Here is a 23,038-nt window from a genome sequence, read left to right on the forward strand (position 1 = left end):
TGCGTCAATCGCGATGACTTGAGCGGACAAGTGATTACTCGTCAGCGCCCTTGTCGATCACTTTACGGCCACGGTATACGCCTTCTGGCGATACGTGGTGACGCAGGTGAACTTCACCAGTGGTTTTTTCTACAGACAGGGTGCTAGCCTCGAGAGCGTCGTGCGAACGGCGCATGTCACGGGCAGAGCGGGATTTTTTGTTCTGCTGAACAGCCATAATTGATTAACTCCTAAACGTTTGGGTCACGCTTTAACTGCGCCAATACACTGAACGGGTTGGACCGCGTTACCTCGTCCTCGCTCGGTTCGGGCTCATCTGCTCCCGCCGGCTGCTGGCATTCTTCCGGATGATGAGCAGGCACAATGGGCAAGGCGAGCAGAAGCTCCTCCTCGATCAGTGACTGCAGATCCAATGGATCTTCGCCCAGTTCCAGCACGTCATAACCTTTCGGTAACGACTGGGTATTCGCACCCTCCTTCACAACAGCGTAACTGCATTCGCTGTGGATCGGCAGGGTGACCAGCTCAAGACAACGCTGGCAAACCATTTTGACTTCGGTGTCGATAAAGCTGTGGATCACCACAGATTTACGTTCATCTCGCTCAAAAACGAATTTGGCCTGCACCGTACCGACATCGTCGGAAAGCGGGTCGCAGAGTCTCTTCAAATCGGCCAGCAGCAGTTCACCTTGAAGGGTGGTGCCACGGTCAGCCAATTTGCGCGGGTCAACGTGAGGTGGAATCGGGTCATTCAACATAGGCGCAGCATTATAGGGATGCACCCACCCATGTCAAAGGAAATTGTGCCCTGTCCGTCACTTGCGTGCCTCCGCTAGAATTCGCACCTGCCTCAGGAGACGCCCATGCTGCCTTTATTACTTGCTTCGAGCTCGACTTATCGCCGTGAATTGCTCGCCCGTCTGCACCTGCCGTTCGTCTGCAGCTCGCCGGATATCGACGAAAGCCACCAGCCGGGCGAATCCGCCATCGAACTGGTCAAGCGCCTCGCCGAACAGAAAGCCCGGGCACTGGCCGCCAGCCACCCCGCTCATCTGATTATCGGCTCAGACCAGGTTGCAGTGCTCGACGAACGGATCATCGGCAAGCCGCACACCTTCGACAAGGCTCGCGAGCAACTGCTGGCGGCCAGCGGCGCCAGCGTAACCTTCCTCACCGGCCTGGCCCTGCTCAACAGCCAGACCGGTCACTGCCAGGTCGACTGCGTGCCATTTACCGTACACATGCGCCAGCTCGACGAAGGACGCATCGAGCGCTACCTGCGCCTTGAGCAGCCCTACGACTGCGCCGGCAGCTTCAAAGCCGAAGGGTTGGGGGTGAGCCTGTTTCAGTCCACCGAGGGGCCTGACGCCACCAGCCTGATCGGCCTGCCACTGATTCGCCTGATCGACATGTTGCTGGCCGAAGGCGTGCAAGTCCCTTAAAGCAAAAGATCGCAGCCCGCGACAGCTCCTACATTGATCTCTGTAGGGGCTGCCGCAGGCTGCGATCTTTTGATCGTTACAACGAATCAGCGTAACGAAGGCCCGTGGAACCCCATCCACATCGCCAACTGCTCAGCCACACTGGCACCGAGCTTTTTCGAGAAGCGGTCGAACGGCGATTCCTGAACCGTGAAGTCCACCAGCTCTTTCTCGCCAATCACGTCCCGCGCCACCGAACTGGCATTCCCCAAACCATCGATCAGGCCCAGCGGCAGCGCCTGCTCGCCAGACCAGACCAGCCCGGAGAACAGCTCCGGATGCTCTTTATCCTTCAGGCGATCGCCACGCCCCTGTTTGACGCTATTGATGAACTGCTTGTGCGTGGTGTCGAGCACGGTCTGCCAGAAAGCAGTCTCATCAGGCTTCTGCGGCTGGAACGGATCCAGAAACGACTTGTGCTCGCCCGACGTATAAGTGCGACGCTCAACGCCCAGCTTGTCCATGGTGCCGACAAAACCGTAACCGGCCGCCGTTACACCGATGGAGCCGACCAGACTGGCTTTGTCGGCATAGATCTGATCCGCCGCACTGGCGATGTAATAGGCACCGGACGCACCGAGATCGGAAATCACCGCATACACCTTGGTATCCGGATGCAGGCCGCGCAGACGCTTGATCTCGTCATACACATAACCCGATTGCACCGGACTGCCGCCAGGGCTGTTGATCCGCAGGATCACGCCTTTGACCTTCTTGTCCTCAAAGGCTGCACGCAGACTGCCGACGATGTTGTCGGCACTGGCAGGCTCCTTGTCGGCAATCATGCCGGTGACGTCGATCAGCGCAGTGTAGTTCGGGCCACGGGTGGCGCTCTTCTCCATGTCCATCAGCGGCGTGAACAGGATCAGCGCAACAAACAGGTAAACAAATGTCAGCAGCTTGAAGAAAATCCCCCAACGCCGCGAGCGACGCTGCTCCTGCACACTGGCCAGCAAAGTCTTTTCCAGCAGCTTCCAGCTTTTCTCGTCACCGTCGTCGGCACTTGCCTTGGCCGGTGCTTTCCATTCGTCGGTCATGCGCTGTACCCCAGCAAAAACGTATTAAGCCTGCTGCCCCAGCCAGGCGTGCAATTCACTAAAACGGTCGATCGACAGGCGCGGCTCGAACTGCTGCAGCGACTCGATCGACTGCGCGCCGTAGCTGACCGCCACCGACGCCATGCCCGCGTTGCGCGCCATCAGCAGATCGAAGGACGAATCCCCGACCATCAGCGCCTGCTCGGGCCGCACGTCGCAATGCGCGAGAATTTGCTCAAGCATCAACGGATGCGGCTTGCTCGCGGTCTCGTCGGCGGCGCGGGTGATATCGAAATAATCTTCCCAGCCATTGGCCTTGAGCACCCGGTCCAGTCCACGACGATTCTTGCCGGTCGCGACCGCCAGGTGATAGCCCTGCTCGCGAAACGACGCCATCGACTCGACCACACCCTCGAACAGCGGCGAAGGCACGGCTTCTGCCGCGATGTAGTGGTCGGCGTAATACTCGCGAAACAGGGTCATTTCGGCATCGCTGATGTCCGGGTACAAGGTGCGGATCGCCTCGGGCAAGCCCAGACCGATGATGCCCTTGACGGCAAAATCATCGCGCAACTCGAAACCGGAGCGCGTGGACGCCGAATGCATCGCCTCGACAATCCGACCAATGGAATCGGCGAGGGTGCCGTCCCAATCAAAAATCAGCAGCTTGTAATCAGATGGGCGCACTCAATCGCTCCACGGTCTTGGCCCACATTTCATCGACTGGGGCTTGCAGCTTGAGTTCACCGCCATCGGGCAGCGGCACGGTCAACATGTAGGCGTGCAGGAACAGGCGCTTGCCGCCCAGATCACGGATTTCCTTGCTGAAACCGTCATCGCCGTACTTGGTGTCGCCGGCAATGCAATGCCCGGCGTGCAAGGTGTGGACGCGGATCTGGTGGGTGCGCCCGGTGATCGGCTTGGCTTCGACCAGGGTGGCAAAGTCGCCAAAGCGGCGCAGGACCTTGAACACGGTCACCGACTCCTTGCCCTCCTCCTCGTCGACCTCGACCATCCGTTCGCCGGAGCGCAGGTTGCTCTTGCCCAGCGCCGCACGGACTTGCTTGATCGAGGTCGCCCAGTTGCCGCGAACCAGAGCCATGTAACGCTTGTCGACACCGTCACCGCGCAATGCCGCGTGCAAGTGACGCAACATGCTGCGCTTCTTGGCGATCATCAGCAGGCCGGAAGTGTCACGGTCGAGACGGTGAACCAGCTCCAGCTCCTTGGCATCGGGACGCAACTGACGAAAGGCTTCGATCACCCCGTAATTCAAGCCGCTGCCGCCGTGAACCGCAATGCCGGCGGGCTTGTTGATCACGATCAGGGCTTTGTCTTCGTAGACAATCGAGGCTTCCAGACGCTGCAACAGACCTTGAGCCAATGGCACCGGCTCGTCGCGCTCAGGCACGCGAACCGGCGGCACTCGCACGATATCGCCGGCCTGCAGCTTGTATTCGGGCTTGATCCGCCCCTTGTTCACACGCACTTCGCCTTTACGCAAAATGCGGTAAATCAAGGTCTTGGGCACGCCTTTGAGCCGGGCAAGGAGGAAATTGTCGATTCGTTGGCCGGCATACTCCGGCGAGACTTCAAGCAGTTGAACGCCTAGAGTCGAAGGGGCAGTAGTTGTCATGCCGCGGATGATAACAATTTTTATGGAATTGAAGCACTTAATCATTGCTGCTATAGTCGCGAACGCCGCCAAAAGCGGCCTGGACAGCGGAACCACGGTCAAAAACCGGCCCTGACCAACGCAATTCACCAGGACGCGAGGCCGTCCTACGGGGCTTTCGCTACGTAACGGTGGAGTTTGCAGTTGTAACAAGCGCAGGTGACATGAGGCCTGAATTACACCGTCGAGCAGAGTTTTCACTCGCCTGACAGGCACATATTCGAGGCCAGTTCACAAAGTGCAGTCAGCTGCAGATGACCCCGAGCGAAGGCTTCGGAAACATCGCCTGAATTAGCCATGATGCGTGACCTCCCCTTTCGGAGCTCACGGTAAATGCCAACCCGCTGCGGATTCTGCGCGCGGCAGCACCCGAATTATCAGGGATACGTGTAGGGTGGAGATGCACAACCGCCGGACTGTGTAGCAATAGGCTTTATCAAGACGCTTCATCTCGTCCACAGCCGCTGGTTGATTCCTCCTCCTGACTGAGTGCTTAAGTAGCCACAGCAAGCAGGACGCGTACGTCGCGATATCGGCCCAATTGGCCTGACATCGCTGGACACGGGAATGGCCAACCACTCCCGACGCACCTGACACCGACCGTGAGAAGTCGTGTGTGCCGAACGCCGTTTCCGGCAGCCCGGAAACCGACGGTACTACATGAAAAGAATGCTGATTAACGCAACTCAACCCGAAGAGTTGCGTGTTGCACTGGTAGATGGCCAACGCCTCTACGACCTGGACATCGAATCCGGTGCACGCGAGCAGAAGAAGGCCAACATCTACAAAGGCCGTATCACTCGCATCGAACCAAGCCTTGAGGCTGCCTTTGTCGATTTCGGCTCCGAGCGCCACGGCTTCCTGCCCCTCAAAGAAATCTCCCGCGAATACTTCAAGAAAGCCCCCGAAGGCCGCGTCAACATCAAGGACGTCCTGAGCGAAGGCCAGGAAGTCATCGTTCAGGTCGAAAAAGAAGAACGTGGCAACAAGGGCGCTGCCCTGACCACCTTCATCAGCCTGGCCGGTCGTTACCTCGTGCTGATGCCGAACAACCCGCGTGCCGGCGGTATCTCCCGTCGCATCGAAGGCGAAGAACGCAACGAACTGCGTGAAGCGCTGAACGGTCTGGTTGCACCGGCCGACATGGGCCTGATCGTGCGCACTGCCGGCCTGGGCCGCAGCAGCGAAGAAATGCAGTGGGATCTCGATTACCTGCTGCAACTGTGGACCGCCATCAAAGAAGCCTCGCTGGATCGCTCCGCGCCATTCCTGATCTACCAGGAAAGCAACGTGATCATCCGCGCCATCCGCGATTACCTGCGCCAGGACATCGGCGAAGTGCTGATCGACAGCGTTGAAGCCCAGGACGAAGCCCTGACCTTCATCCGCCAGGTGATGCCGCAGTACGCCAGCAAGATCAAGCTGTACGAAGACAGCGTGCCGCTGTTCAACCGTTTCCAGATCGAAAGCCAGATCGAGACCGCTTTCCAGCGCGTCGTCGAACTGCCTTCCGGCGGTTCCATCGTTATCGATCCGACCGAAGCCCTGGTGTCCATCGACATCAACTCGGCGCGCGCCACCAAAGGCAGCGACATCGAAGAAACCGCACTGCAGACCAACCTTGAAGCCGCCGAAGAAATCGCCCGTCAGTTGCGCCTGCGCGACATCGGCGGCCTGATCGTCATCGACTTCATCGACATGACCCCGGCCAAGAACCAGCGCGCCGTGGAAGAGAAAGTCCGCGAATGCCTGGAAGCCGACCGCGCTCGCGTGCAGATCGGTCGCATTTCGCGCTTCGGCCTGCTGGAAATGTCCCGTCAGCGCCTGCGTCCATCCCTGGGCGAAAGCAGCGGCATCGTCTGCCCGCGCTGCAACGGCACCGGCATCATCCGTGACGTCGAATCGCTGTCGCTGGCAATCCTGCGCCTGATCGAAGAAGAAGCCCTGAAAGACCGCACTGCCGAAGTGCGCGCTCAGGTGCCGATCCCGGTTGCCGCGTTCCTGCTCAACGAAAAACGCAACTCGATCACCAAGATCGAACTGCGCACCCGTGCCCGTATCGTCATTCTGCCGAACGACCACCTCGAAACCCCGCACTTCGAAGTTCAGCGTCTGCGTGACGACAGCCCGGAAGCCGCGACCAACCAGTCCAGCTACGAAATCGCTGCCGCCGCTGCCGAAGTCGAAGAAGTCCAGCCAGCCGCTGCGACCCGCACCCTGGTTCGCCAGGAAGCCGCGGTCAAGACTGCTCCGGCCCGCGCCAACGCGCCAGTGCCGACCGAAGTCGCCGCGCCCGCCGCTGCGCCGGCTCCGGTTGCCGCGCCAGAGCCAAGCCTGTTCAAAGGTCTGGTGAAATCGCTGGTCAGCCTGTTCGCTACCAAAGAAGAGCCAGCCGCACCGGTCGTCGTTGAAAAACCGGCCACCGAGCGTCCGGCCCGCAACGAAGAGCGTCGCAACGGTCGTCAGCAGAGCCGCAACCGTAACGGTCGCCGCGATGAAGAGCGCAAGCCGCGCGAAGAACGTGCACCGCGTGAAGAACGCGCCCCACGCGAGCCGCGTGAAGAGCGTCAGCCACGTGAAGCCCGTGAAGTCCGCGAGCCACGTGAAGCCCGTACCGAGGCGCCAGCCGCTCGCGAAGAACGTGCTCCACGCGCTCCGCGTGAAGAACGTGCGCCACGTGCTCCACGCGAAGACCGCAAGCCACGTGGCGAGCGTGAAGAGCGCGTGCGTGAACTGCGCGAGCCTCTGGACGCCGCTCCGGCTGCACCCGTAGCGGCTGCCACTGCCGCCGTGGTTGCAGAAGAGCGTCCGGCCCGTCAGCCACGCGAAGAACGCGCACCGCGTCCGCCGCGTGAAGAGCGTCAACCGCGCGCCGAGCAGGCCGCTGCTGCCGTCGCTGAAGAAGAAGTGAACACCAACGAAGAGCAACTGCCGGAAGACGGTCAGGACAACGCCGAAGGCGATCGTCCACGTCGTCGCTCCCGTGGTCAGCGTCGTCGCAGCAACCGTCGCGAGCGTCAGCGTGATGCCAACGGCAACGTGATCGAAGGTTCGGAAGAATCCGAGTCCGGCGAAAACGCCGCTGCTCCAAGCGCTGCCGATCTGGCTGCCGGCCTGGCCGTGACCGCCGCTGTTGCCAGCAGCGTGATCAGCGCTCCGGCCGAAGCACAGGCTCACGAGCAAGCTGAACGCGCTACCGCCGCTGTTCAGGAAACCGCTCCAGTGGAAGCGCCGGTTGTTGAGGCCACTACCCCGGTGGAAGTGATTGCTGCTCCGGAAGTCGAAGTCGCGCCGGTTCGCGAAGCTCAGCCTCAAGCTGACGTCGCTGCCGAACCTGCTCCGGCGGTTGAAGCGCCAGTCGTGGCCGCAGAGCCGGTTGCTGAAACCGTCGCTGAAACCGTGACCGAAACCGTGCGTGAAGTTCGCGAAGAACAGACCGCGTTCAACTGGGTTGCCGAGCCTGCCGTCGCTGAAACGCCAGCGCCAGTCGTTGAAGCCCCAGTGGTTGAAGAAGCCAAGGCTGCCGCGCCAGTGGTCGAAGCCGCTGAACCTGCTCCAGTGCCAGTCGTTGAAGCACCTGTGGTGGCCGAAGAGCCTGCTCCAGTGGTTGAAGCCGCACCGGTCAGCGCCCTTACGCCAAACGGCCGTGCGCCAAACGACCCACGTGAAGTGCGTCGCCGCAAGCGTGAAGCCGAGCGCCTGCAGAAGGAAGCCGAACTGGCTGCCGCTGCTGCTCCGGCTGCTGAAGTGGTCGAGGTTGCTGCCGTGACTGAAGAAGCCGTGGTTGAATCGGTCATCGCCGAAGCACCACGCTCCGTTCAGGACGCGGTCGAGCATCACCAAGAGGCCGAGGAAAAAGAACACGAGCCTAAACCGCTCGTCTGATTCCGAAAGCCGATAAAAAGCCCCGCCGGGTGAAAACCTGGCGGGGCTTTTTTTATTCCATTTAGAAGATCAAAAGATCGCAGCCTTCGGCAGCTCCTACAGGAGACCTGTGTAGGAGCTGCCGAAGGCTGCGATCTTTTGATCTTGCTGTTATCTAAAAACCAACGCTTCTGGCACATCGATATCCCACACCACCCCGGGATCATCCACCGCCACTTCCACCACCCGCCCCTGCTTGAACAACGGCCTGGCACCGCGATCACCGGTCAGCGCCTGCAACCCCGCTCCGTATGAACGCCCGAAACCCACCGGATGGCCAAACTCGCCGTCCTGCACCGGTACGCTCACAGCGTCGTCAGCCATCGCCGCCACCACCCGCTCAATACTCGATGGCAAGATAAACGGCATATCCCCCAGCACGATCAGCCAGCCATCGGCGTCCGGGCAAGCCGCAACGCCTGCCGCAATGCTGTCACCCATTCCGGTCGATTCAATCGAGACCACATCGCAGCCATAAGCCTGCGCCATGCGCATCGCCTGCGGCCGTGCTTCAGTGGTCACCAACACCCGCTTGTCGAGATTGGCCGGCAGACTCAGCAGCACCTGCTCGATCACCGAACGCACCGCACCGTCGCGTCCGGTGCAATCGGCCAGCAGCTTGTCCTTGTCGGCACCGGCAACTTCACGAAAGCGACTGCCCTCGCCCGCTGCCAATACGATCACTGCAATGGATTGACTCATGGCTTGTCCCTAACGTTTTTCTGTTTCAACTCGACGCCGTTCTTGATCGCCACAATCTCCGCCAACAACGACAGGGCAATCTCCGCCGGTGAATGGCTGCCGATGTGCAGACCGATCGGCCCATGCAATCGCGCAATGGCTGATTCTGACAAGCCTAACTGAGCCAGATTGTCCCGGCGCTTCTGGCTGTTGACCCGCGAACCGAGTGCGCCGACATAGAAGGCCGGCGAATCGAGCGCCGTAAGCAACGCCATATCATCCAGACGTGGGTCGTGGGTCAGCGCGACGATGGCTGTGCGTTCGTCCGTCTGAATGCTTAGTACAGCGTCATCCGGCATGCCCGGAACAAAGCGCCCGTGATGCTCTTCCCAACCGTAGACGAACTCGGTACGCGGATCGCAAATCAGCACTTCGAAATCCAGCAGCCGGGCCATGTCCGCCACGTAGCGCGACAGCTGCCCGGCGCCAATCAACAGCAGACGCCAGCGCGGGCCATAAATGGCGCGCAGGGTCTTGCCGTCGAATGCCAGCACATCGGATTTGCTCGCCGCTGATAGCACCACTTCACCGGTTTCGATGTTCAGCTCACGGGCGACAATTTCATGCGCTTCACACCGCGCGAGCAATTCGGCGACCCACGCCGGATCAGCGACCCGCTCTTCGGTCAGACGCAACGTGCCGCCACAGGGCAAGCCAAAGCGCGCAGCCTCCTCGCGGGTGACGCCATAGGTAATCAGTTGCACCGGTGGCCCGTCACTGGCGATGCGCCCGTCGTGCAGACGGGCGATCAAGTCATCCTCGACACAACCGCCCGACACCGAGCCAATCACCACGCCGTCCTCGCGCAACGCGAGCATCGCACCCGGCGCCCGGGGCGCGGTGCCCCAGGTTTGCACCACGCTGAACAGCACCACTCGCTGCCCGGCGCGGCGCCATTCGAGCACGCTGCGCAGAACGTTGAGATCGGCGCCGTCCATCACGCTTGCGCCTTCTGCCAGCCCTGCAGTTGATAACGCACCGGCAAGTTGCGGATGCGCTGGCCGGTGGCAGCGAAGATCGCATTGCACAGTGCCGGCGCAATTGGCGGCACGCCCGGCTCACCGACTCCGCCCAACGGCACGTCACCCGGCGGCGTCACCAGATGCACCGCAACTTCTTTCGGCGCCAGCGACATGCGCGCCACTTCGTACATGTGGAAGTTGTCCTGCTGGACCTTGCCGTCCTTGAAGCTGATTTCACCCAGCACCGCGTTGCCCAGGCCCATCACACAAGCGCCTTCGAACTGCGAGCGGATGCGTTCCGGGTTGATCTGCGGCCCGCAATCGACGGCGATGTCAGCCTTGTGCACGATCAGCGTACCGTCGTCCTTGACCTCGACTTCGATCACCGCTGCCACATAGGTGACGAAGCTGTAATGCACCGCCAGACCCAGACCACGGCCCTTGGGCAACTGACGCCCCCAACCGGCAGCCTTGGCCGCAGTTTCCAGTACCGTGCGCATGCGTCCGGTGTCGATCGGGTAGCGCTCGGGGGATTCGCCGTAGTTCCACTCCTCGCTCAGGGTGCGCGGGTCAATCTGCCGATCCGGGCCGAGCAACTTGATCTGATACTTCAGCGGATCAACACCGGCCTTGTGCGCCAGTTCATCGACAAAACTCTGAATCGCAAACCCGTGAGGAATGTTCGACACCGAGCGATACCAGCCGACGCGGGTATGCACCGTGGCTTCGGGGTTTTCCAGACGCACGTTGGGAATCGCGTAGGCCATGTTGGTAAAGCCCATGCCCAGCTCGAACGCCGCTTCATGGTTCATGCCCGGAGCAAACAGCGCGGTAATGCTTGGTGCGACGGTACGGTGCAACCAGCCGGACGGCATGCCGTCCTTGCCGACAGCCGCCTTCAAATACTCGGCGGACACTGTGTGGAAATACGAGTTATGGATGTCATCTTCGCGGGTCCATTGCACTCGCACGGCTTTACCGGGGAACTCCTTGGCAAGGATCGCCGCTTCGACGACGAAATCCGGCTTGGATTTACGGCCGAAACCACCACCGAGCAGCGTGACGTTGAAGGTGACATTGTCGAACGGCAGCCCCAGACGCTCGGCGATGCGCTCGCGAGTCACCTGCGGCGCCTGGCTCGGCGCCCACGCTTCACACACACCTTTGTCGTAGCGAGCGATGGCGACCATCGGCTCCATCGGTGCCTGGGCCAGATGCGGCAAATAATAGGAGGCTTCGAGGCTACTGGCAGCGCCGCTCAACGCCTTGTCGATATCACCGGTATTGCGCACCACTTTGCCGGGTTTGCGCGACGCCGCTTCCAGCGCTTTGCGGTAAGCGATCGAGTCATAACTGGCGTTGGGCCCGTCGTCCCATTCGATCTTCAGCGCCTCGCGGCCCTTGATCGCCGCCCAGGTATTGCTGGCAATCACCGCAACGCCGCCCAGCGGCTGGAATTCCGAAGGCAGTGGACGGCTCTCGATCTGCATGACCTTCAGCACACCCGGAACCTTCAGCGCGGCGCTGTCATCCAGCGACTTGACCTTGCCGCCATACACCGCCGGACGGGCGATGGTCGCGTAGAGCATGCCGTCGAAATGCACGTCGGCGCCATACACCGCGCGTCCGTTGACGATGTCGGCACCGTCAATGGCTTTGGTGCCTTCCTTGCCGATGTAGCGAAACTCCGACGGCTGCTTGAGGCGCAAGCTGTCACGGGCTGGCACCGCCAGCGCACTGGCTGCGGCGGCAAGTTCGCCGTAACCCAGCTCGCGGCCGGACGGTGTGTGCAGCACTTTGTGCAACTGCGCATGGCACTCGCGTACGGGTACCTGCCACTGCGCGGCAGCTGCCTGTTCCAGCATGGTCCGGGCCGCCGCGCCGCAACGGCGCATCGGTTCATACCAGTGCCGCATGCTGCGTGAACCGTCAGTGTCCTGATTGCCGAACCGCACTTCATCGCCCGGCGCCTGCTGCACTTTGACCTTGGCCCAATCGGCGTCCAGTTCGTCGGCAACCACCATGGTCAGGCTGGTGCGCACGCCCTGGCCCATTTCCGAGCGGTTGCAGACCACGGTGACCGTGCCGTCTGCGGCAATGCTCACGTAAACCTTGGGATCGTCAATCCAGCCGTTGGGCATGCCATCAGCGCCAAACTTCTTCGGCGCTTCTTCAGCCAATGCCTCCTGCCAGCCCCAGCTCGCGGCCAGCACCAATGCGCCCGTGGCGCCGACGCCTTTGAGAAAACCGCGGCGGCTGAGATTGCTCAGGGCGAAATCATTCGGCAAGCGGCTCATGCCTTGGCCTCCTTCAAGTGAGTCGAGGCCTGACGGATCGCGGTCTTGATCCGGTTATACGTGCCGCACCGGCAAATGTTGCCGACCATCGCTTCTTCGATCTGCTCGTCGCTCGGATCCGGATTGGTTTTAAGCAACGCCGTGGCAGACATGATCTGCCCGCCCTGACAGAAACCACATTGCGCCACAGCGCTGTCGAGCCAGGCTTGCTGAACGACTTGTCCAACCGGATCGGCGTGCAGATTGTCGATGGTGGTGACGTTTTGCCCGACCACCGAGCCGATCGGCGTGATACAACTGCGCGCCGGTAAGCCGTCGATGTGAATGGTGCAGGCGCCACACAGGCCCATGCCGCAGCCGAATTTGGTGCCGTTGTAACCGGCGACATCACGAATAGCCCACAACAGCGGCATGTCTTCCGTGACATCGAGGGAATGGTCTTGACCGTTTAGTTTCAGGGTAATCATGGGCACGCCCGCATATTAGTGGTTATGGGGTCGAGCAGAACTGGCGGTGGTTCACGCAGATCGACTCAGGCTAATGGGCCAATACACATCAGTGAAGCCGAACACTGAACCTGTGGCGAGGGAGCTTGCTCCCGCTGGGGCGCGTAGCGGCCCGGTTTTCAGGCAGGGTCTGCTACGCAGTCCAGCGGGAGCAAGCTCGCTCGCCACAGAGATCACTGTTTACTGATCTGTATTAACCATGGCTCTCTTGTGCCGACGCGAACGTCTGCACCGGGCCTTGGGTGGAGCAAATGACGGTTATCGTTAGCTGGCTAAGTTAACCCACCGTTAACAAAAAAGCCCTGCACTTTTGCTCAGTGCAGGGCTTTGGATACCGACTTGAAGCGTAGCCTCAATAACGGTTCGGCTCCATTTCCAGTTCGACATTGAAACGTTCGGCAATATCTTTCTGGATGCTTTGCGCCAGCTCCAGCAATTGCAGGCCGGTGGCGGTGCCGTAGTTGACCAGCACCAGCGCCTGCAATTTATGCACGCCGGCATCAGCCTCGCGAAAACCTTTCCACCCGGCGCGCTCAATCAGCCAACCGGCCGCCAGTTTCACCTGCCCGTCCGGCTGTGCATAGGCCACCAGATCCGGGTGTTGCGCCTTGATCTGCTCGACCAGTGCAGCCGATACCAGTGGATTCTTGAAAAAACTGCCGGCATTGCCGAGCACCGCCGGATCCGGCAGTTTTTCGCTGCGGATACTGCAGATTGCGCGGCTGACGTCGCTCGGCGTTGGTTGCTCAATGCCCTGCTCGGTCAGGCGCTGGCGCACCGGGCCGTATTCCAAATGCAGATGCGCGACACGATCAAGCTTGAAGCGCACCCGCAGGATCAGCCAACGCCCCGGCTGCTGCTTGAACAGGCTGTCGCGGTAGGCGAAGTTGCATTCTTCCAGGCTGAAGTCGCGCAGTTCGCCGGTCTGGCGGTCCAGCGCGGTCAACCCGGCGAACACATCCTTGATCTCGACCCCGTAGGCGCCGATGTTCTGCATCGGCGCAGCACCCACGGTGCCGGGGATCAGGCTGAGGTTTTCCAGACCGGAAAAACCGTGCGCCAGGGTGTGCTGCACGAACGGATGCCACGGCTCGCCGGCTTCGGCTTCGATCACTACGCGGTTGCCGTCGTCGCTAATCAGCCGAATGCCTCGGGTCGCCATGCGCAGCACCAGCGCCGGAATGTCTGCGGTCAGCAGCAGGTTGCTGCCGCCGCCGATCACCAGCAACGGCACGTCATGGGCAGACGCATAGGCCAGGGCTTCGCGAACATCGGCGTCGCTGTGGGCCTCGGCAAACAACTGCGCGCGAACATCGACGCCAAAACTGTTGAACGGTTTCAGCGAAACCTGTGATTGAAGCTGCAAACTCATAACCGGCCCTTCACTTCGATCAACAGTTGGTCACACGCCGCTTCGATCAGGTCCAGTACCTGCTCGAAGCCCTGATCGCCGTCGTAGTACGGATCCGGCACTTCATCGACCACACCGGCGTAACGCCGCAAAAACAGATCGAGTTCAGCCTTGCCAGTGGACGGCTGGAGGGCCTTGAGGTTGCGCAGGTTGCTGTGGTCCATGGCCAGAATCAGGTCGTAACTGGCGAAATCGGCACGGCTGACCTGCTGCGCGCGTTGCGCTGACAGGTCATAACCTCGCACTTTGGCTGCGGCCTGGCTGCGTTTGTCCGGCGGATTGCCGACGTGCCAGTCACCGGTGCCGGCGGAGGCCACTTCGACCTGATCCGCCAGCCCCGCTGCGCGCAGTTTGTGGCGCAACACGCCTTCAGCGGTGGGCGACCGGCAGATGTTGCCCAGGCACACGAACAGAACGCGCATCAGGCCTCCAGCAGGCGACGAACGCGCTCGAGGTCTTCAACGGTGTCGACCCCGGTTGGCGGCGCGATCAACGCATCGGCCACATGAATCCGTACGCCATGCCACAGAGCACGCAGCTGTTCCAGCGATTCGGTGTTTTCCAGCCAGCACGGGCCCCAGCTCACAAAGTCCTGAAGGAAGCCGGCGCGGTAGGCATAAATGCCGATGTGGCGACGATACGGCACGCCTTCGGGCAACACGTCGCGGCTCTTGGCGAAAGCATCGCGGGCCCACGGCAAGGTGGCGCGACTGAAGGTCAGCGCCAGACCGTTAATGTCGCTGACGACCTTGACTACGTTGGGGTTGAACAGGGTTTCGACGTCTTCGATCGGCTCGGCCAGGGTGGCCATGCGCGCTTCGGTGTGGGCCGCGAGGTTGGCGGCGACCTGGTCGATCACGCTTGGCGGGATCAACGGTTCATCGCCTTGCACGTTGACCACGATCGCGTCCGGCGCAAGGCCCAGTTTGGCGGCGACTTCAGCCAGACGATCGGTGCCGGAATTGTGATCTTCACGGGTCAGCACCACTTCCGCGCCGAATGCCTCGCAGGCCTCGACGATGCGCGCATCGTCAGTCGCAACCACCACGCGGCTGGCGCTGCTTTTGCTCGCCTGTTCCCAGACGTGCTGGATCATCGGCTTGCCGGCGATATCCAGCAGCGGTTTGCCCGGCAGGCGGGTCGAGGCGTAGCGCGACGGGATGACAACGGTGAAGGCGGTGGTCATTTATCCAGACGCTCGTCAGTGGTCAGGGTGCGCGCTTCGCTTTCGAGCATCACCGGGATGCCGTCGCGGATCGGATAGGCCAGACCGGCGCCCTTGCTGATCAGTTCGGTCTTGTCGGCGCTGAGCTTGAGCGGGCCTTTGCAGATCGGGCACGCGAGGATATCGAGCAATTTGGTGTCCATGAACATTCCCTGGATAAAGAGTTAAGGCAAAAGACGATTGGGCAACAGGCGCATCAACTGGGTGTCGAACCAGGCCACGAAGGCCGGTGACGGCACGGCATCGACCGCCAGATACCACCAGTCGTCAGCCGCGAAGGCACGGCACTTCACCGCATCCTTCTCGGTCATCACCAACGGCAATGACGGTGTGAAATTCAAGGCCTGCACGCTGTACTCGGCGTGGTCGGCAAACGCATGGGGGATTGCCCGCCAGTCTAGCGCTTCGAGGGTATTGAAGAAACGTTGCGGATTGCCGATCCCGGCCACCGCGTGCACTGATTGACCGGGCGCAAAATGCGCCAGCGGCTGGCGCTCGCCGCTGCGCAGATTGACCAGCGACGTCGGCTGCAGGTGAAAGGCGAAACCCTCTTCACGATCCGCCGTGGCACCGTTGAACAGTACGCCATCGACGCTTTGCAGGCGCTCGATCGGCTCGCGCAACGGGCCTGCCGGCAGGCAGCGTTTGTTGCCCAAACCTCGGGCGGCGTCGATCAGTACCAGCTCCAGATCCCGCGCCAGACGGTAATGCTGCATGCCATCGTCGGAAAGGATCAGATCCAGCGGTTCACTGGCGAGCAAGGCTTTGACCGCTGCGCTGCGATCAGGGTCGATCATCAGCGGTACGCCGGTGCGCTGCACGATCAACAGCGGCTCGTCGCCGGCGATATCGGCGCCCTGCTCGGCGGTGACCCGCCACGGCAGTTGCGGCGGTTTGGCGCCGTAACCACGACTGACCACGCCGACGCGCAGGCCGGCACGGCGGCAATGCTCGATCAACCACAGGATCATCGGCGTCTTGCCGGTGCCGCCGACGGTGATGTTGCCGACCACGATCAACGGAACCGGTGGCTGATAGATCGGGCCTTCACCGTCGAGAAAGCGTTGGCGCTTGTTGACCACCACGCGGCGGTAGAGCATTTCCAGCGGCCGCAGCAGCGTCAGGGCCGGGTGCCCCTGATACCACGCGGCGAGCAAACGATCGGACAGGCTCATCAGGATTTGGGCGCCGCCTCGACCGTGGTCATGCGCAGATGGCTGAAACCGAGCTTGCCGGCCGCGTCCATGGCGGTGATCACCGATTGGTGCTGGGTCTTGCCGTCGGCACTGATCGACAACGGCATGTTGGTGTCACCGTTGGCTTCTTTCTGCATGGCTTCCATCAACGTCGCCAGGTCGTTCTTCGGCAGAATCTTGTTGTTCACCGAGAACACACCTTCGGCGCTGATCGCGACGTCCAGTTGCTTGAGCTGCTGATCCTCGGCGGGCGAGCCGCTGACCGATTCCGGCAGATCAACGCGTAATTGGGTCTCACGGGTGAAGGTGGTGGTCACGACGAAAAACAGCAACAGGATGAACACCACGTCGATCAGCGACGCGAGGTTGATGTCGATCGTTTCCCGGGGTTTGCGACGGAACTTCACGCTTTGTCCCCGGCCAGATCGACGTCACGGTCGCCCTGCACCACTTCGACCAGTTTGATCGCTTCCTGCTCCATGCCCACCACCAGTTCATCGATGCGGCGCTGCAGGAAACGGTGGAAGAACACCGATGGAATACCGACCATCAGGCCCGCTGCGGTGGTGATCAGTGCCTTGGAAATACCACCGGCCAACACAGAAGCGTTGGTGGCCATGCCGGAACCGGTGAAAGCGCTGAAAATATCGATCATGCCCAGTACCGTGCCCAGCAGGCCGAGCAACGGTGCCATGGCAGCAATGGTGCCCAGCGCGTTGACGTAGCGTTCGAGCTCGTGAATCACCCGCGCGGCGGCTTCTTCGATGCATTCCTTCATGATCTCGCGACCATGCTTGGAGTTGGCCAGGCCCGCGGCGAGGATTTCACCCAGCGGCGAGTTGGCGCGCAATTCCTTGAGCTTTTCTTTATTGAGCTGCTTGTCCTTGATCCAGACCCAGACCTGGCCCAGCAGATGCTCGGGGGTGACGCGGCTGGCGCGCAGGGTCCACAGGCGCTCGGCGACAATCGCCATGGCCGCGATGGAACTCAGAATGATCGGCAACATCATCCAGCCGCCGGATTTGACCAATTCCCACACAGTGACAGTCCCCTCGAAAAAGTGCGCCACTTTACCATACCGGTTCGCGATTAAGACCCGCCGCCCCGACGACCTGATGCCGCATTCGGCGATCCCGCGATCAATGGTGTTTCAACGCCAGAAACGCCGCTGTTGACGCATCAGCCACGGCGCCTGAAAGCCGCCCAGGCGCAGATGGATGGCGCCGTGCTGCGCGCTGTCGTAGATGCGCAACCCTTGCTGACGATAGCGCGCCAGCACCAGCGGGTGCGGATGCCCGAACGAATTGCCCTGCCCCCGGGAGATCAGCACCGAATGCGGCCTCAGTGCCCGAAGCAGCGCCATTGAAGACGAACTGCGACTGCCATGATGCGGCGCTTGCAGCCAGTGCGTCGGTAGCGCCAACGGACTCTCCAGCAGAGCCCGTTCGGCAGCCGTGTCGATATCGCCGGTCAGCAACAGACGCTCGCCATTGGCCTCGATCTGCAACACGCAGGAGCGCTGATTGCTGTCATGGGCCGCCGACCACTGCCACAGCTGAAACCGGACCCCGTCCCACTGCCATTGACGTCCGCTTTCACAGGCTTCGGCCCGCAGGATGGCGGGCAGCCCCGGAGGATCGCCGCTGATCACCCGTGTCACTTTCAAGCCGCGTGATACCGCCAGCGCACCACCGGCATGGTCGGCATCGGCATGACTGAGCAGCATCAGGTCGATGCGCTCAACCCCCAGTTTGTGCAGCGCCGGCAGCACCACTCGCTGCCCCAGATCGAAATCGCCGAAACGTGGACCGGTGTCGTAGAGCAATGTGTGATGACGCGTGCGGATCAGGATCGCCAGGCCCTGACCGACATCAAGTTGCCAGATATCAGCCAGTCCCTCGGCCACCCGCTCGCGAGGCGGCGCCAGCAAAATCAACAGCAACGGCCAGCCCAATGGTCGCAAGGGCACACCGCGCGGCAACAGCAACAATACGGCCCCGAGACTGCCAATCAACAAGGTCCACCACGGCAGCGACGGTGAGATCCATGCCGGCCAGATCCCGGCGATCACCGACAAGCCGCGAAACAGCCAGTCGATCAAACCACCGGCCAGCCACAACAAGCCTGCACCGACGTAAGGCACCGGCAACAATAGCGTGCCCAGCAGCGCTGGTGGCAGCACCAGCAGACTGACCCACGGCACCGCCAGCAGATTCGCCAGGGGGCCGCTGAGGCTGATCGGCAGGTTCAGCGCCAGCAACAGCGGGCACAGGCCCAGCGCAATCAGCCATTGCGCGCGAGTCCAGGTCTGCCACCAATTCCACGCGCCGAGGCGCCCGCCGAAGGTGAAAATCAAAATCCCCACGGCGGCGAACGACAGCCAAAAACCGGGACGCAAACTGGCCAACGGATCGAATAACAGCAGCACATTGAAGGCCAGCAACAGCGGCCACCACGCGCCGAGATGGCGAAAGCGCAGGCGCCACAACAACACCAGCCCGACCATCACGCAGGCGCGTTGCACCGGCACATCAAACCCGGCGAGCAAGCCGTAGCCGAGCGCTGCGGCAAACGCCAGCCCACAGGCCCATGGCAGCCAGGGCCAACGCAGCGGCCACCAGCCGTAGCGCGCCAGCCCGGCGACCAGCAGATACATGACCGCCGCCAACATCCCGATGTGTTGACCGGAAATCACCAGCAGATGCACGGTGCCGGTGTCCTGCAGGATCTGCCAATCCTCGCGACTGAGCCCGGAGCCATCGCCGAGCACCAGCGCCGCCAATGCACCGCCCCGGCCCTGCGTGTCCACTTCGAGCAAGCGCTGCCGAATGCTGTCGCGCCACGCCCAACCCGCCTCGGTCAGTCGCTGACCGTCCTTGATCGTGCCGGTCGCGCCGATGCGTTGCGCCAACAGCCAGGCTTCGTAATCGAAGGCGTCTGGATTGAGCAAACCACCGGGGCGTTTGAGCTTTACCGCTAGGCGCCAGCGCTCGCCGCTGTTGAGCGGCGGCCCGGCGTACCACGCCAGACGCATCAACGACGGCAATTTTTCGTGTCGCGAGCGGGCATCGGCCAACTCGAACCGCACCACGCCCTCGCTGGTTTGCGGCAAACCGACCACCCGCCCTTCGACCCAACGGGTTTCGCCGTCAAGCGCTGCCGGCAGGCGATCATTCAACGCCCACAGTGCACTGACGCACGCCCAGGTGAAACCGAACAGCAGAAACGCCAGCGGATAGCTGCGAAACGGCAGCAACATCAGCCCCACCAGCGGCAACAACATCATCAACCCGACCGGCGGTAAAACCGGCAAAAAAACCGGCACCAGCAGACCGACTGCCAGCGCCATCATCCCTGTGCGCATAAGCCTGTCCTTGAGGGTTCCTGCGTTAGGCATAGCTGCTGCGAAGGCGGGGCGTCGTCAACAATTGTCACAAAGTCTGAATGGGCGCTTCGTAGAATCCAGACATACTTGCCGCCTTAACCGACCGAGAAGCCTTATGCCCCGGCGCTTATTCAAACGTTACATGCCCGACCCGACGAGCATCAGGGAACACAAATCCTTACGCTTTCTCGGCAAGTTGCTGCATGACCCGAACCTCTGGCACCTCAATCGTCACTCGGTGGCCCGGGCGATGGCCGTCGGCCTGTTCGCCGCGTTCCTGCCGATTCCGGCGCAGATGCTGGTGGCGGCCGCACTGGCGATCACCGTGCGCGGCAACATGCCGATTGCCGTCAGCCTCGTGTGGCTGACCAACCCGATCACCATGCCAGCGGTTTTTTTCTGTACTTATCAGGCCGGAGCCTGGTTGATGAATGTGCCCGCCCGCACCCTGCCCGACTCCTTGACCTGGGAATGGATCAGCGGAGAGCTCTCGACCATGTGGCAGCCGTTTTTGCTGGGGTCGGTGGTATGCGGACTGCTTCTGGGCATCCTCGCCTACTTCACGGTGATGCTGTACTGGCGCTGGTGGGTGGCGCGGCAATGGGCGCGGCGCAAAAAGAACCGCGTGCATTGAATGCAAAACGGCCTCCGCAGTGGGAGGCCGTTTATTTTTGTGTTGTCTGCATTCGCGAGCAAGCTCGCTCCCACATTGGATCAGGTCCGCATTCCGCGCCCACTCACCAGCAACCGCGCACAACCGAGGTACAACACCACAGTCGCCACCAGCATGAAGGTGATCGCGATACCGATGCGGATATCCGACACCCCGAGAATGCCGTAGCGGAAAGCGTTGACCATGTGCAGCACCGGGTTGGCCAGCGACACGGTCTGCCAGAACGGCGGCAGCAAGGTGATCGAGTAGAACACGCCACCGAGGTAGGTCAGCGGCGTCAGCACAAACGTCGGGATGATCGAAATATCATCGAAGTTGCGCGCAAACACCGCGTTGATGAAGCCCAGCAGCGAGAAGATCGTCGCGGTCAGAATCACCACCAACAAGGTCACGCCGAGGTGATGCACCTGCAGATGGGTGAAGAACAGCGACAGGATGGTCACGATCACCCCGACCATCAGACCACGCAGCACGCCGCCGATGGTGTAGCCGATCAGAATGGTGTGCGGCGACACCGGCGAGACCATCAGTTCCTCGATGGAACGCTGGAACTTGCTGCCGAAGAAGCTCGAGACCACGTTGCCGTAGGAGTTGGTAATCACCGACATCATGATCAGCCCCGGCACGATGTACTCCATGTAACTGAAGCCACCCATGCCGCCGATCTGCTTGCCGATCAGGTTACCGAAGATCACGAAATACAGAACCATGGTGATCGCCGGCGGCAGCAGGGTCTGCGGCCAGATCCGGGTAAAACGCCGGACTTCACGGTAAACAATGGTATTGAGGGCGACGAGGTTGGGGCGCAATTCGGAACTCATACCGCCACCTTCGACAGATTTTTCTCCACCAGGGACACGAACAGCTCCTCGAGGCGATTGGTTTTGTTACGCAGGCTCAGCACTTCGATGTTCTGTTGCGCCAACTGAGTGAACAGCGCGGTGATACCCATGGATTTGTCGACCTGGACCTCCAGGGTATGGCCGTCGAGCAACCGCGCGGGATAGCCGATCAATTGTGGCGCAGCGTGCAAGTCGTTTTTCAGATCCAGCAGGAAGGTCTCGACGTGCAATTGGCCCAGCAGCTGTTTCATGCTGGTGTTCTCGACGATGGTGCCGTGGTCGATGATGCCGATGTTGCGGCACAACTGCTCAGCCTCCTCCAGATAGTGCGTGGTGAGGATGATGGTGATGCCTTTCTGGTTCAGCTCGGTGAGGAATGTCCACATCGAACGACGCAGTTCAATGTCGACGCCTGCGGTCGGCTCATCGAGGATCAGCAGGCGCGGCTCATGCACCAAGGCGCGGGCAATCATCAGACGCCGCTTCATGCCGCCGGACAGCGAGCGCGACGGCACATCGCGCTTGTCCCACAGCCCCAGTTGCGTCAGGTACTGCTCGGCGCGCTCCTTGGCGACTTTCGCCGGAATGCCGTAGTAACCGGCCTGGGTCACGACGATGTCGAAAGTCTTTTCGAACTGGTTGAAGTTGAATTCCTGGGGCACCACGCCGATCGAGCGCTTGAGCGCGGCGGGGTTCTTGTCCAGGTCATGACCGAAGATATTCACCGTGCCGCTGGTCTTGTTGACCAGGGTCGAGAGAATGCCGATGGTCGTGGATTTGCCCGCGCCATTAGGGCCGAGCAAGGCGAAAAAGTCACCTTCGGCGACGTCCAGATCGATACCACTCAAGGCCTGGAACCCGTTGCCGTAGGTTTTGGTTAGCTGCCGGATGGACAGAGCGGAACTCATATCGGATTTACGCACCAAGAAGGGAAGAAAAGGAAAGATTGGGCCGGGCGGCGAACAAAACAACCACGGCGCGTGAACGCAATGGTGCTTGCCGCCGCCACACAAGTACAGTCAAGAGTGTCGATAGTTATTATCAAGTCAACGCGGTCATAACCGCTTTCTGATAGGCCGGACGCTGCTTCAACCGTGCGTACCAGGCCTCCAGATGCGGCTGCGCGGCGCGTTCGATGGGCATCTCGAACCAGGCATAAATGAAACTGCCGAGGGGAATATCGCCCATGCCGATTTCTCGGCCGGACAGGTATGGCTGGCCGGCGAGGGCCTGATCGGCCATGGCCAGCAGGGCCGCGCACTCCTTGATTGCGGCGTTGATCGCTGGCCAGTCCTGCTGGTCCGCTGGCGTACGCACCACACCCCAGAACACCGTGCGGAACGGCCCGGCAAAACTCGAGGTGGTCCAGTCCATCCATTTGTCGGCGATGGCCCGGGCTTGCAGGTCTGCCGGAAACCATTGGCTGTTCGGCGCATGTTTGGCCAGCAGGTAACGCACGATCGCATTCGATTCCCACAGCACGAAGCCGTCATCCTCGATCACCGGGACCCGGCCGTTCGGGTTCATCGCACGATACTCAGGTGTGTCGACCACCCCGAAAGCGCCACCCGCGTCAATCGCCTCATAGGCCAGGCCAAGCTCTTCGGCGGCCCACAGTGGCTTCCTGACATTCGATGAGTTTTTCCGTCCCCAGATCTTCAGCATGACCGCCTCTTTTTCAAT

23 protein-coding genes are annotated in these 23,038 nt (G+C 61.3%); 3 read left to right on the forward strand and 20 right to left on the reverse strand.

Annotated elements, in window-relative coordinates; all coding sequences use genetic code 11:
- Positions 1 to 34 precede the first annotated feature (34 nt).
- Together rpmF and HXW87_RS23575 are read right to left on the reverse strand one after the other, a co-directional pair.
- Entirely contained in the window at positions 35 to 217 is a 183-nt protein-coding gene (gene rpmF, locus HXW87_RS23570) for a 50S ribosomal protein L32 (protein ID WP_003179396.1), read from the reverse strand.
- 13 nt (positions 218 to 230) lie between these two features.
- Positions 231 to 758 (reverse strand): YceD family protein, encoded by a 528-nt coding sequence (locus tag HXW87_RS23575; protein ID WP_003204262.1) that lies wholly within the window; start codon positions 756 to 758, stop codon positions 231 to 233.
- A 105-nt stretch (positions 759 to 863) separates the two neighbouring features.
- Between HXW87_RS23575 and HXW87_RS23580 the strand changes: the two genes are divergently transcribed.
- Positions 864 to 1,442, forward strand: a complete 579-nt coding sequence (locus tag HXW87_RS23580) for a nucleoside triphosphate pyrophosphatase (RefSeq protein ID WP_182402004.1) — start codon at positions 864 to 866, stop codon at positions 1,440 to 1,442.
- An 86-nt stretch (positions 1,443 to 1,528) separates the two neighbouring features.
- Here the strand turns inward: HXW87_RS23580 and sppA are convergent, their stop codons facing one another.
- The 3 genes from sppA to rluC are packed head-to-tail and all read right to left on the reverse strand — an operon-like array spanning position 1,529 to position 4,154.
- Positions 1,529 to 2,518 (reverse strand): signal peptide peptidase SppA, encoded by a 990-nt coding sequence (sppA, locus tag HXW87_RS23585; RefSeq protein WP_027612352.1) that lies wholly within the window; start codon positions 2,516 to 2,518, stop codon positions 1,529 to 1,531.
- Positions 2,519 to 2,542: 24 nt separating this feature from the next.
- Positions 2,543 to 3,205, reverse strand: coding sequence for an HAD-IA family hydrolase (locus tag HXW87_RS23590; protein ID WP_239777874.1), 663 nt, complete (start codon positions 3,203 to 3,205; stop codon positions 2,543 to 2,545).
- Positions 3,192 to 4,154, reverse strand: coding sequence for a 23S rRNA pseudouridine(955/2504/2580) synthase RluC (rluC, locus tag HXW87_RS23595; protein WP_239777875.1), 963 nt, complete (start codon positions 4,152 to 4,154; stop codon positions 3,192 to 3,194). Before rluC ends, HXW87_RS23590 begins: the two co-directional genes overlap by 14 nt.
- A gap of 699 nt (positions 4,155 to 4,853) precedes the next feature.
- Between rluC and rne the strand changes: the two genes are divergently transcribed.
- A complete protein-coding gene (gene rne, locus HXW87_RS23600) occupies positions 4,854 to 8,078 on the forward strand; it encodes a ribonuclease E (protein WP_239777876.1) in 3,225 nt (1,074 codons plus the stop codon).
- 150 nt (positions 8,079 to 8,228) lie between these two features.
- On the opposite strand, the gene HXW87_RS23605 is transcribed toward rne, so the two are convergent.
- The 12 genes from HXW87_RS23605 to HXW87_RS23660 form a co-directional block, all read right to left on the reverse strand.
- Entirely contained in the window at positions 8,229 to 8,819 is a 591-nt protein-coding gene (locus tag HXW87_RS23605; protein ID WP_239777877.1) for a nucleotidyltransferase family protein, read from the reverse strand.
- Positions 8,816 to 9,796 carry an XdhC family protein gene (locus tag HXW87_RS23610; RefSeq protein ID WP_239777878.1) on the reverse strand — a complete coding sequence of 327 codons (981 nt, stop codon included), beginning with the start codon at positions 9,794 to 9,796 and terminating at the stop codon, positions 8,816 to 8,818. Before HXW87_RS23610 ends, HXW87_RS23605 begins: the two co-directional genes overlap by 4 nt.
- The gene (locus tag HXW87_RS23615; RefSeq protein ID WP_239777879.1) at positions 9,796 to 12,117 is read right to left on the reverse strand and encodes a xanthine dehydrogenase family protein molybdopterin-binding subunit; all 2,322 of its coding nucleotides are present in this window, start codon (positions 12,115 to 12,117) and stop codon (positions 9,796 to 9,798) included. Before HXW87_RS23615 ends, HXW87_RS23610 begins: the two co-directional genes overlap by 1 nt.
- Entirely contained in the window at positions 12,114 to 12,584 is a 471-nt protein-coding gene (locus HXW87_RS23620) for a (2Fe-2S)-binding protein (protein WP_096794874.1), read from the reverse strand. The genes HXW87_RS23615 and HXW87_RS23620 overlap by 4 nt, the downstream gene beginning before the upstream one ends.
- A gap of 391 nt (positions 12,585 to 12,975) precedes the next feature.
- A complete protein-coding gene (gene murB / locus HXW87_RS23625) occupies positions 12,976 to 13,995 on the reverse strand; it encodes a UDP-N-acetylmuramate dehydrogenase (protein WP_239777880.1) in 1,020 nt (339 codons plus the stop codon).
- Positions 13,992 to 14,456: a low molecular weight protein-tyrosine-phosphatase gene (locus tag HXW87_RS23630; RefSeq protein ID WP_041069125.1), complete on the reverse strand. Its 465-nt coding sequence runs from the start codon at positions 14,454 to 14,456 to the stop codon at positions 13,992 to 13,994. Before HXW87_RS23630 ends, murB begins: the two co-directional genes overlap by 4 nt.
- A complete protein-coding gene (gene kdsB, locus HXW87_RS23635; RefSeq protein ID WP_239777881.1) occupies positions 14,456 to 15,220 on the reverse strand; it encodes a 3-deoxy-manno-octulosonate cytidylyltransferase in 765 nt (254 codons plus the stop codon). Before kdsB ends, HXW87_RS23630 begins: the two co-directional genes overlap by 1 nt.
- Entirely contained in the window at positions 15,217 to 15,402 is a 186-nt protein-coding gene (locus HXW87_RS23640; RefSeq protein ID WP_003174668.1) for a Trm112 family protein, read from the reverse strand. Before HXW87_RS23640 ends, kdsB begins: the two co-directional genes overlap by 4 nt.
- Before the next feature lie 21 nt (positions 15,403 to 15,423).
- On the reverse strand, positions 15,424 to 16,434 hold the full coding sequence (gene lpxK / locus HXW87_RS23645) for a tetraacyldisaccharide 4'-kinase (protein WP_222018641.1): 1,011 nt from the start codon (positions 16,432 to 16,434) through the stop codon (positions 15,424 to 15,426).
- On the reverse strand, positions 16,434 to 16,862 hold the full coding sequence (locus HXW87_RS23650; protein WP_027612340.1) for a biopolymer transporter ExbD: 429 nt from the start codon (positions 16,860 to 16,862) through the stop codon (positions 16,434 to 16,436). Before HXW87_RS23650 ends, lpxK begins: the two co-directional genes overlap by 1 nt.
- Complete coding sequence (locus tag HXW87_RS23655; protein WP_047295693.1) at positions 16,859 to 17,494, reverse strand: MotA/TolQ/ExbB proton channel family protein; 636 nt, start codon at positions 17,492 to 17,494, stop codon at positions 16,859 to 16,861. The genes HXW87_RS23650 and HXW87_RS23655 overlap by 4 nt, the downstream gene beginning before the upstream one ends.
- Positions 17,495 to 17,605: 111 nt before the next feature.
- Positions 17,606 to 19,819, reverse strand: a complete 2,214-nt coding sequence (locus HXW87_RS23660) for a DNA internalization-related competence protein ComEC/Rec2 (RefSeq protein WP_239777882.1) — start codon at positions 19,817 to 19,819, stop codon at positions 17,606 to 17,608.
- Between the two features lie 136 nt (positions 19,820 to 19,955).
- Here HXW87_RS23660 and HXW87_RS23665 point away from each other — a divergent pair, with 136 nt between their 5' ends.
- A complete protein-coding gene (locus HXW87_RS23665; RefSeq protein ID WP_047295696.1) occupies positions 19,956 to 20,474 on the forward strand; it encodes a DUF2062 domain-containing protein in 519 nt (172 codons plus the stop codon).
- An 80-nt stretch (positions 20,475 to 20,554) separates the two neighbouring features.
- On the opposite strand, the gene HXW87_RS23670 is transcribed toward HXW87_RS23665, so the two are convergent.
- The 3 genes from HXW87_RS23670 to HXW87_RS23680 all read right to left on the reverse strand — a co-directional run bounded on the left by HXW87_RS23670 (position 20,555) and on the right by HXW87_RS23680 (position 23,020).
- On the reverse strand, positions 20,555 to 21,334 hold the full coding sequence (locus HXW87_RS23670) for an ABC transporter permease (protein WP_041069097.1): 780 nt from the start codon (positions 21,332 to 21,334) through the stop codon (positions 20,555 to 20,557).
- The gene (locus HXW87_RS23675; RefSeq protein ID WP_041069096.1) at positions 21,331 to 22,263 is read right to left on the reverse strand and encodes an ABC transporter ATP-binding protein; all 933 of its coding nucleotides are present in this window, start codon (positions 22,261 to 22,263) and stop codon (positions 21,331 to 21,333) included. Before HXW87_RS23675 ends, HXW87_RS23670 begins: the two co-directional genes overlap by 4 nt.
- A 133-nt stretch (positions 22,264 to 22,396) precedes the next feature.
- Positions 22,397 to 23,020: a glutathione S-transferase gene (locus tag HXW87_RS23680; protein ID WP_239777883.1), complete on the reverse strand. Its 624-nt coding sequence runs from the start codon at positions 23,018 to 23,020 to the stop codon at positions 22,397 to 22,399.
- Between the last annotated feature and the right edge of the window lie 18 nt (positions 23,021 to 23,038).

This window comes from Pseudomonas sp. Y5-11, assembly GCF_022368695.1.
Taxonomy (GTDB): domain Bacteria; phylum Pseudomonadota; class Gammaproteobacteria; order Pseudomonadales; family Pseudomonadaceae; genus Aquipseudomonas; species Aquipseudomonas parakoreensis.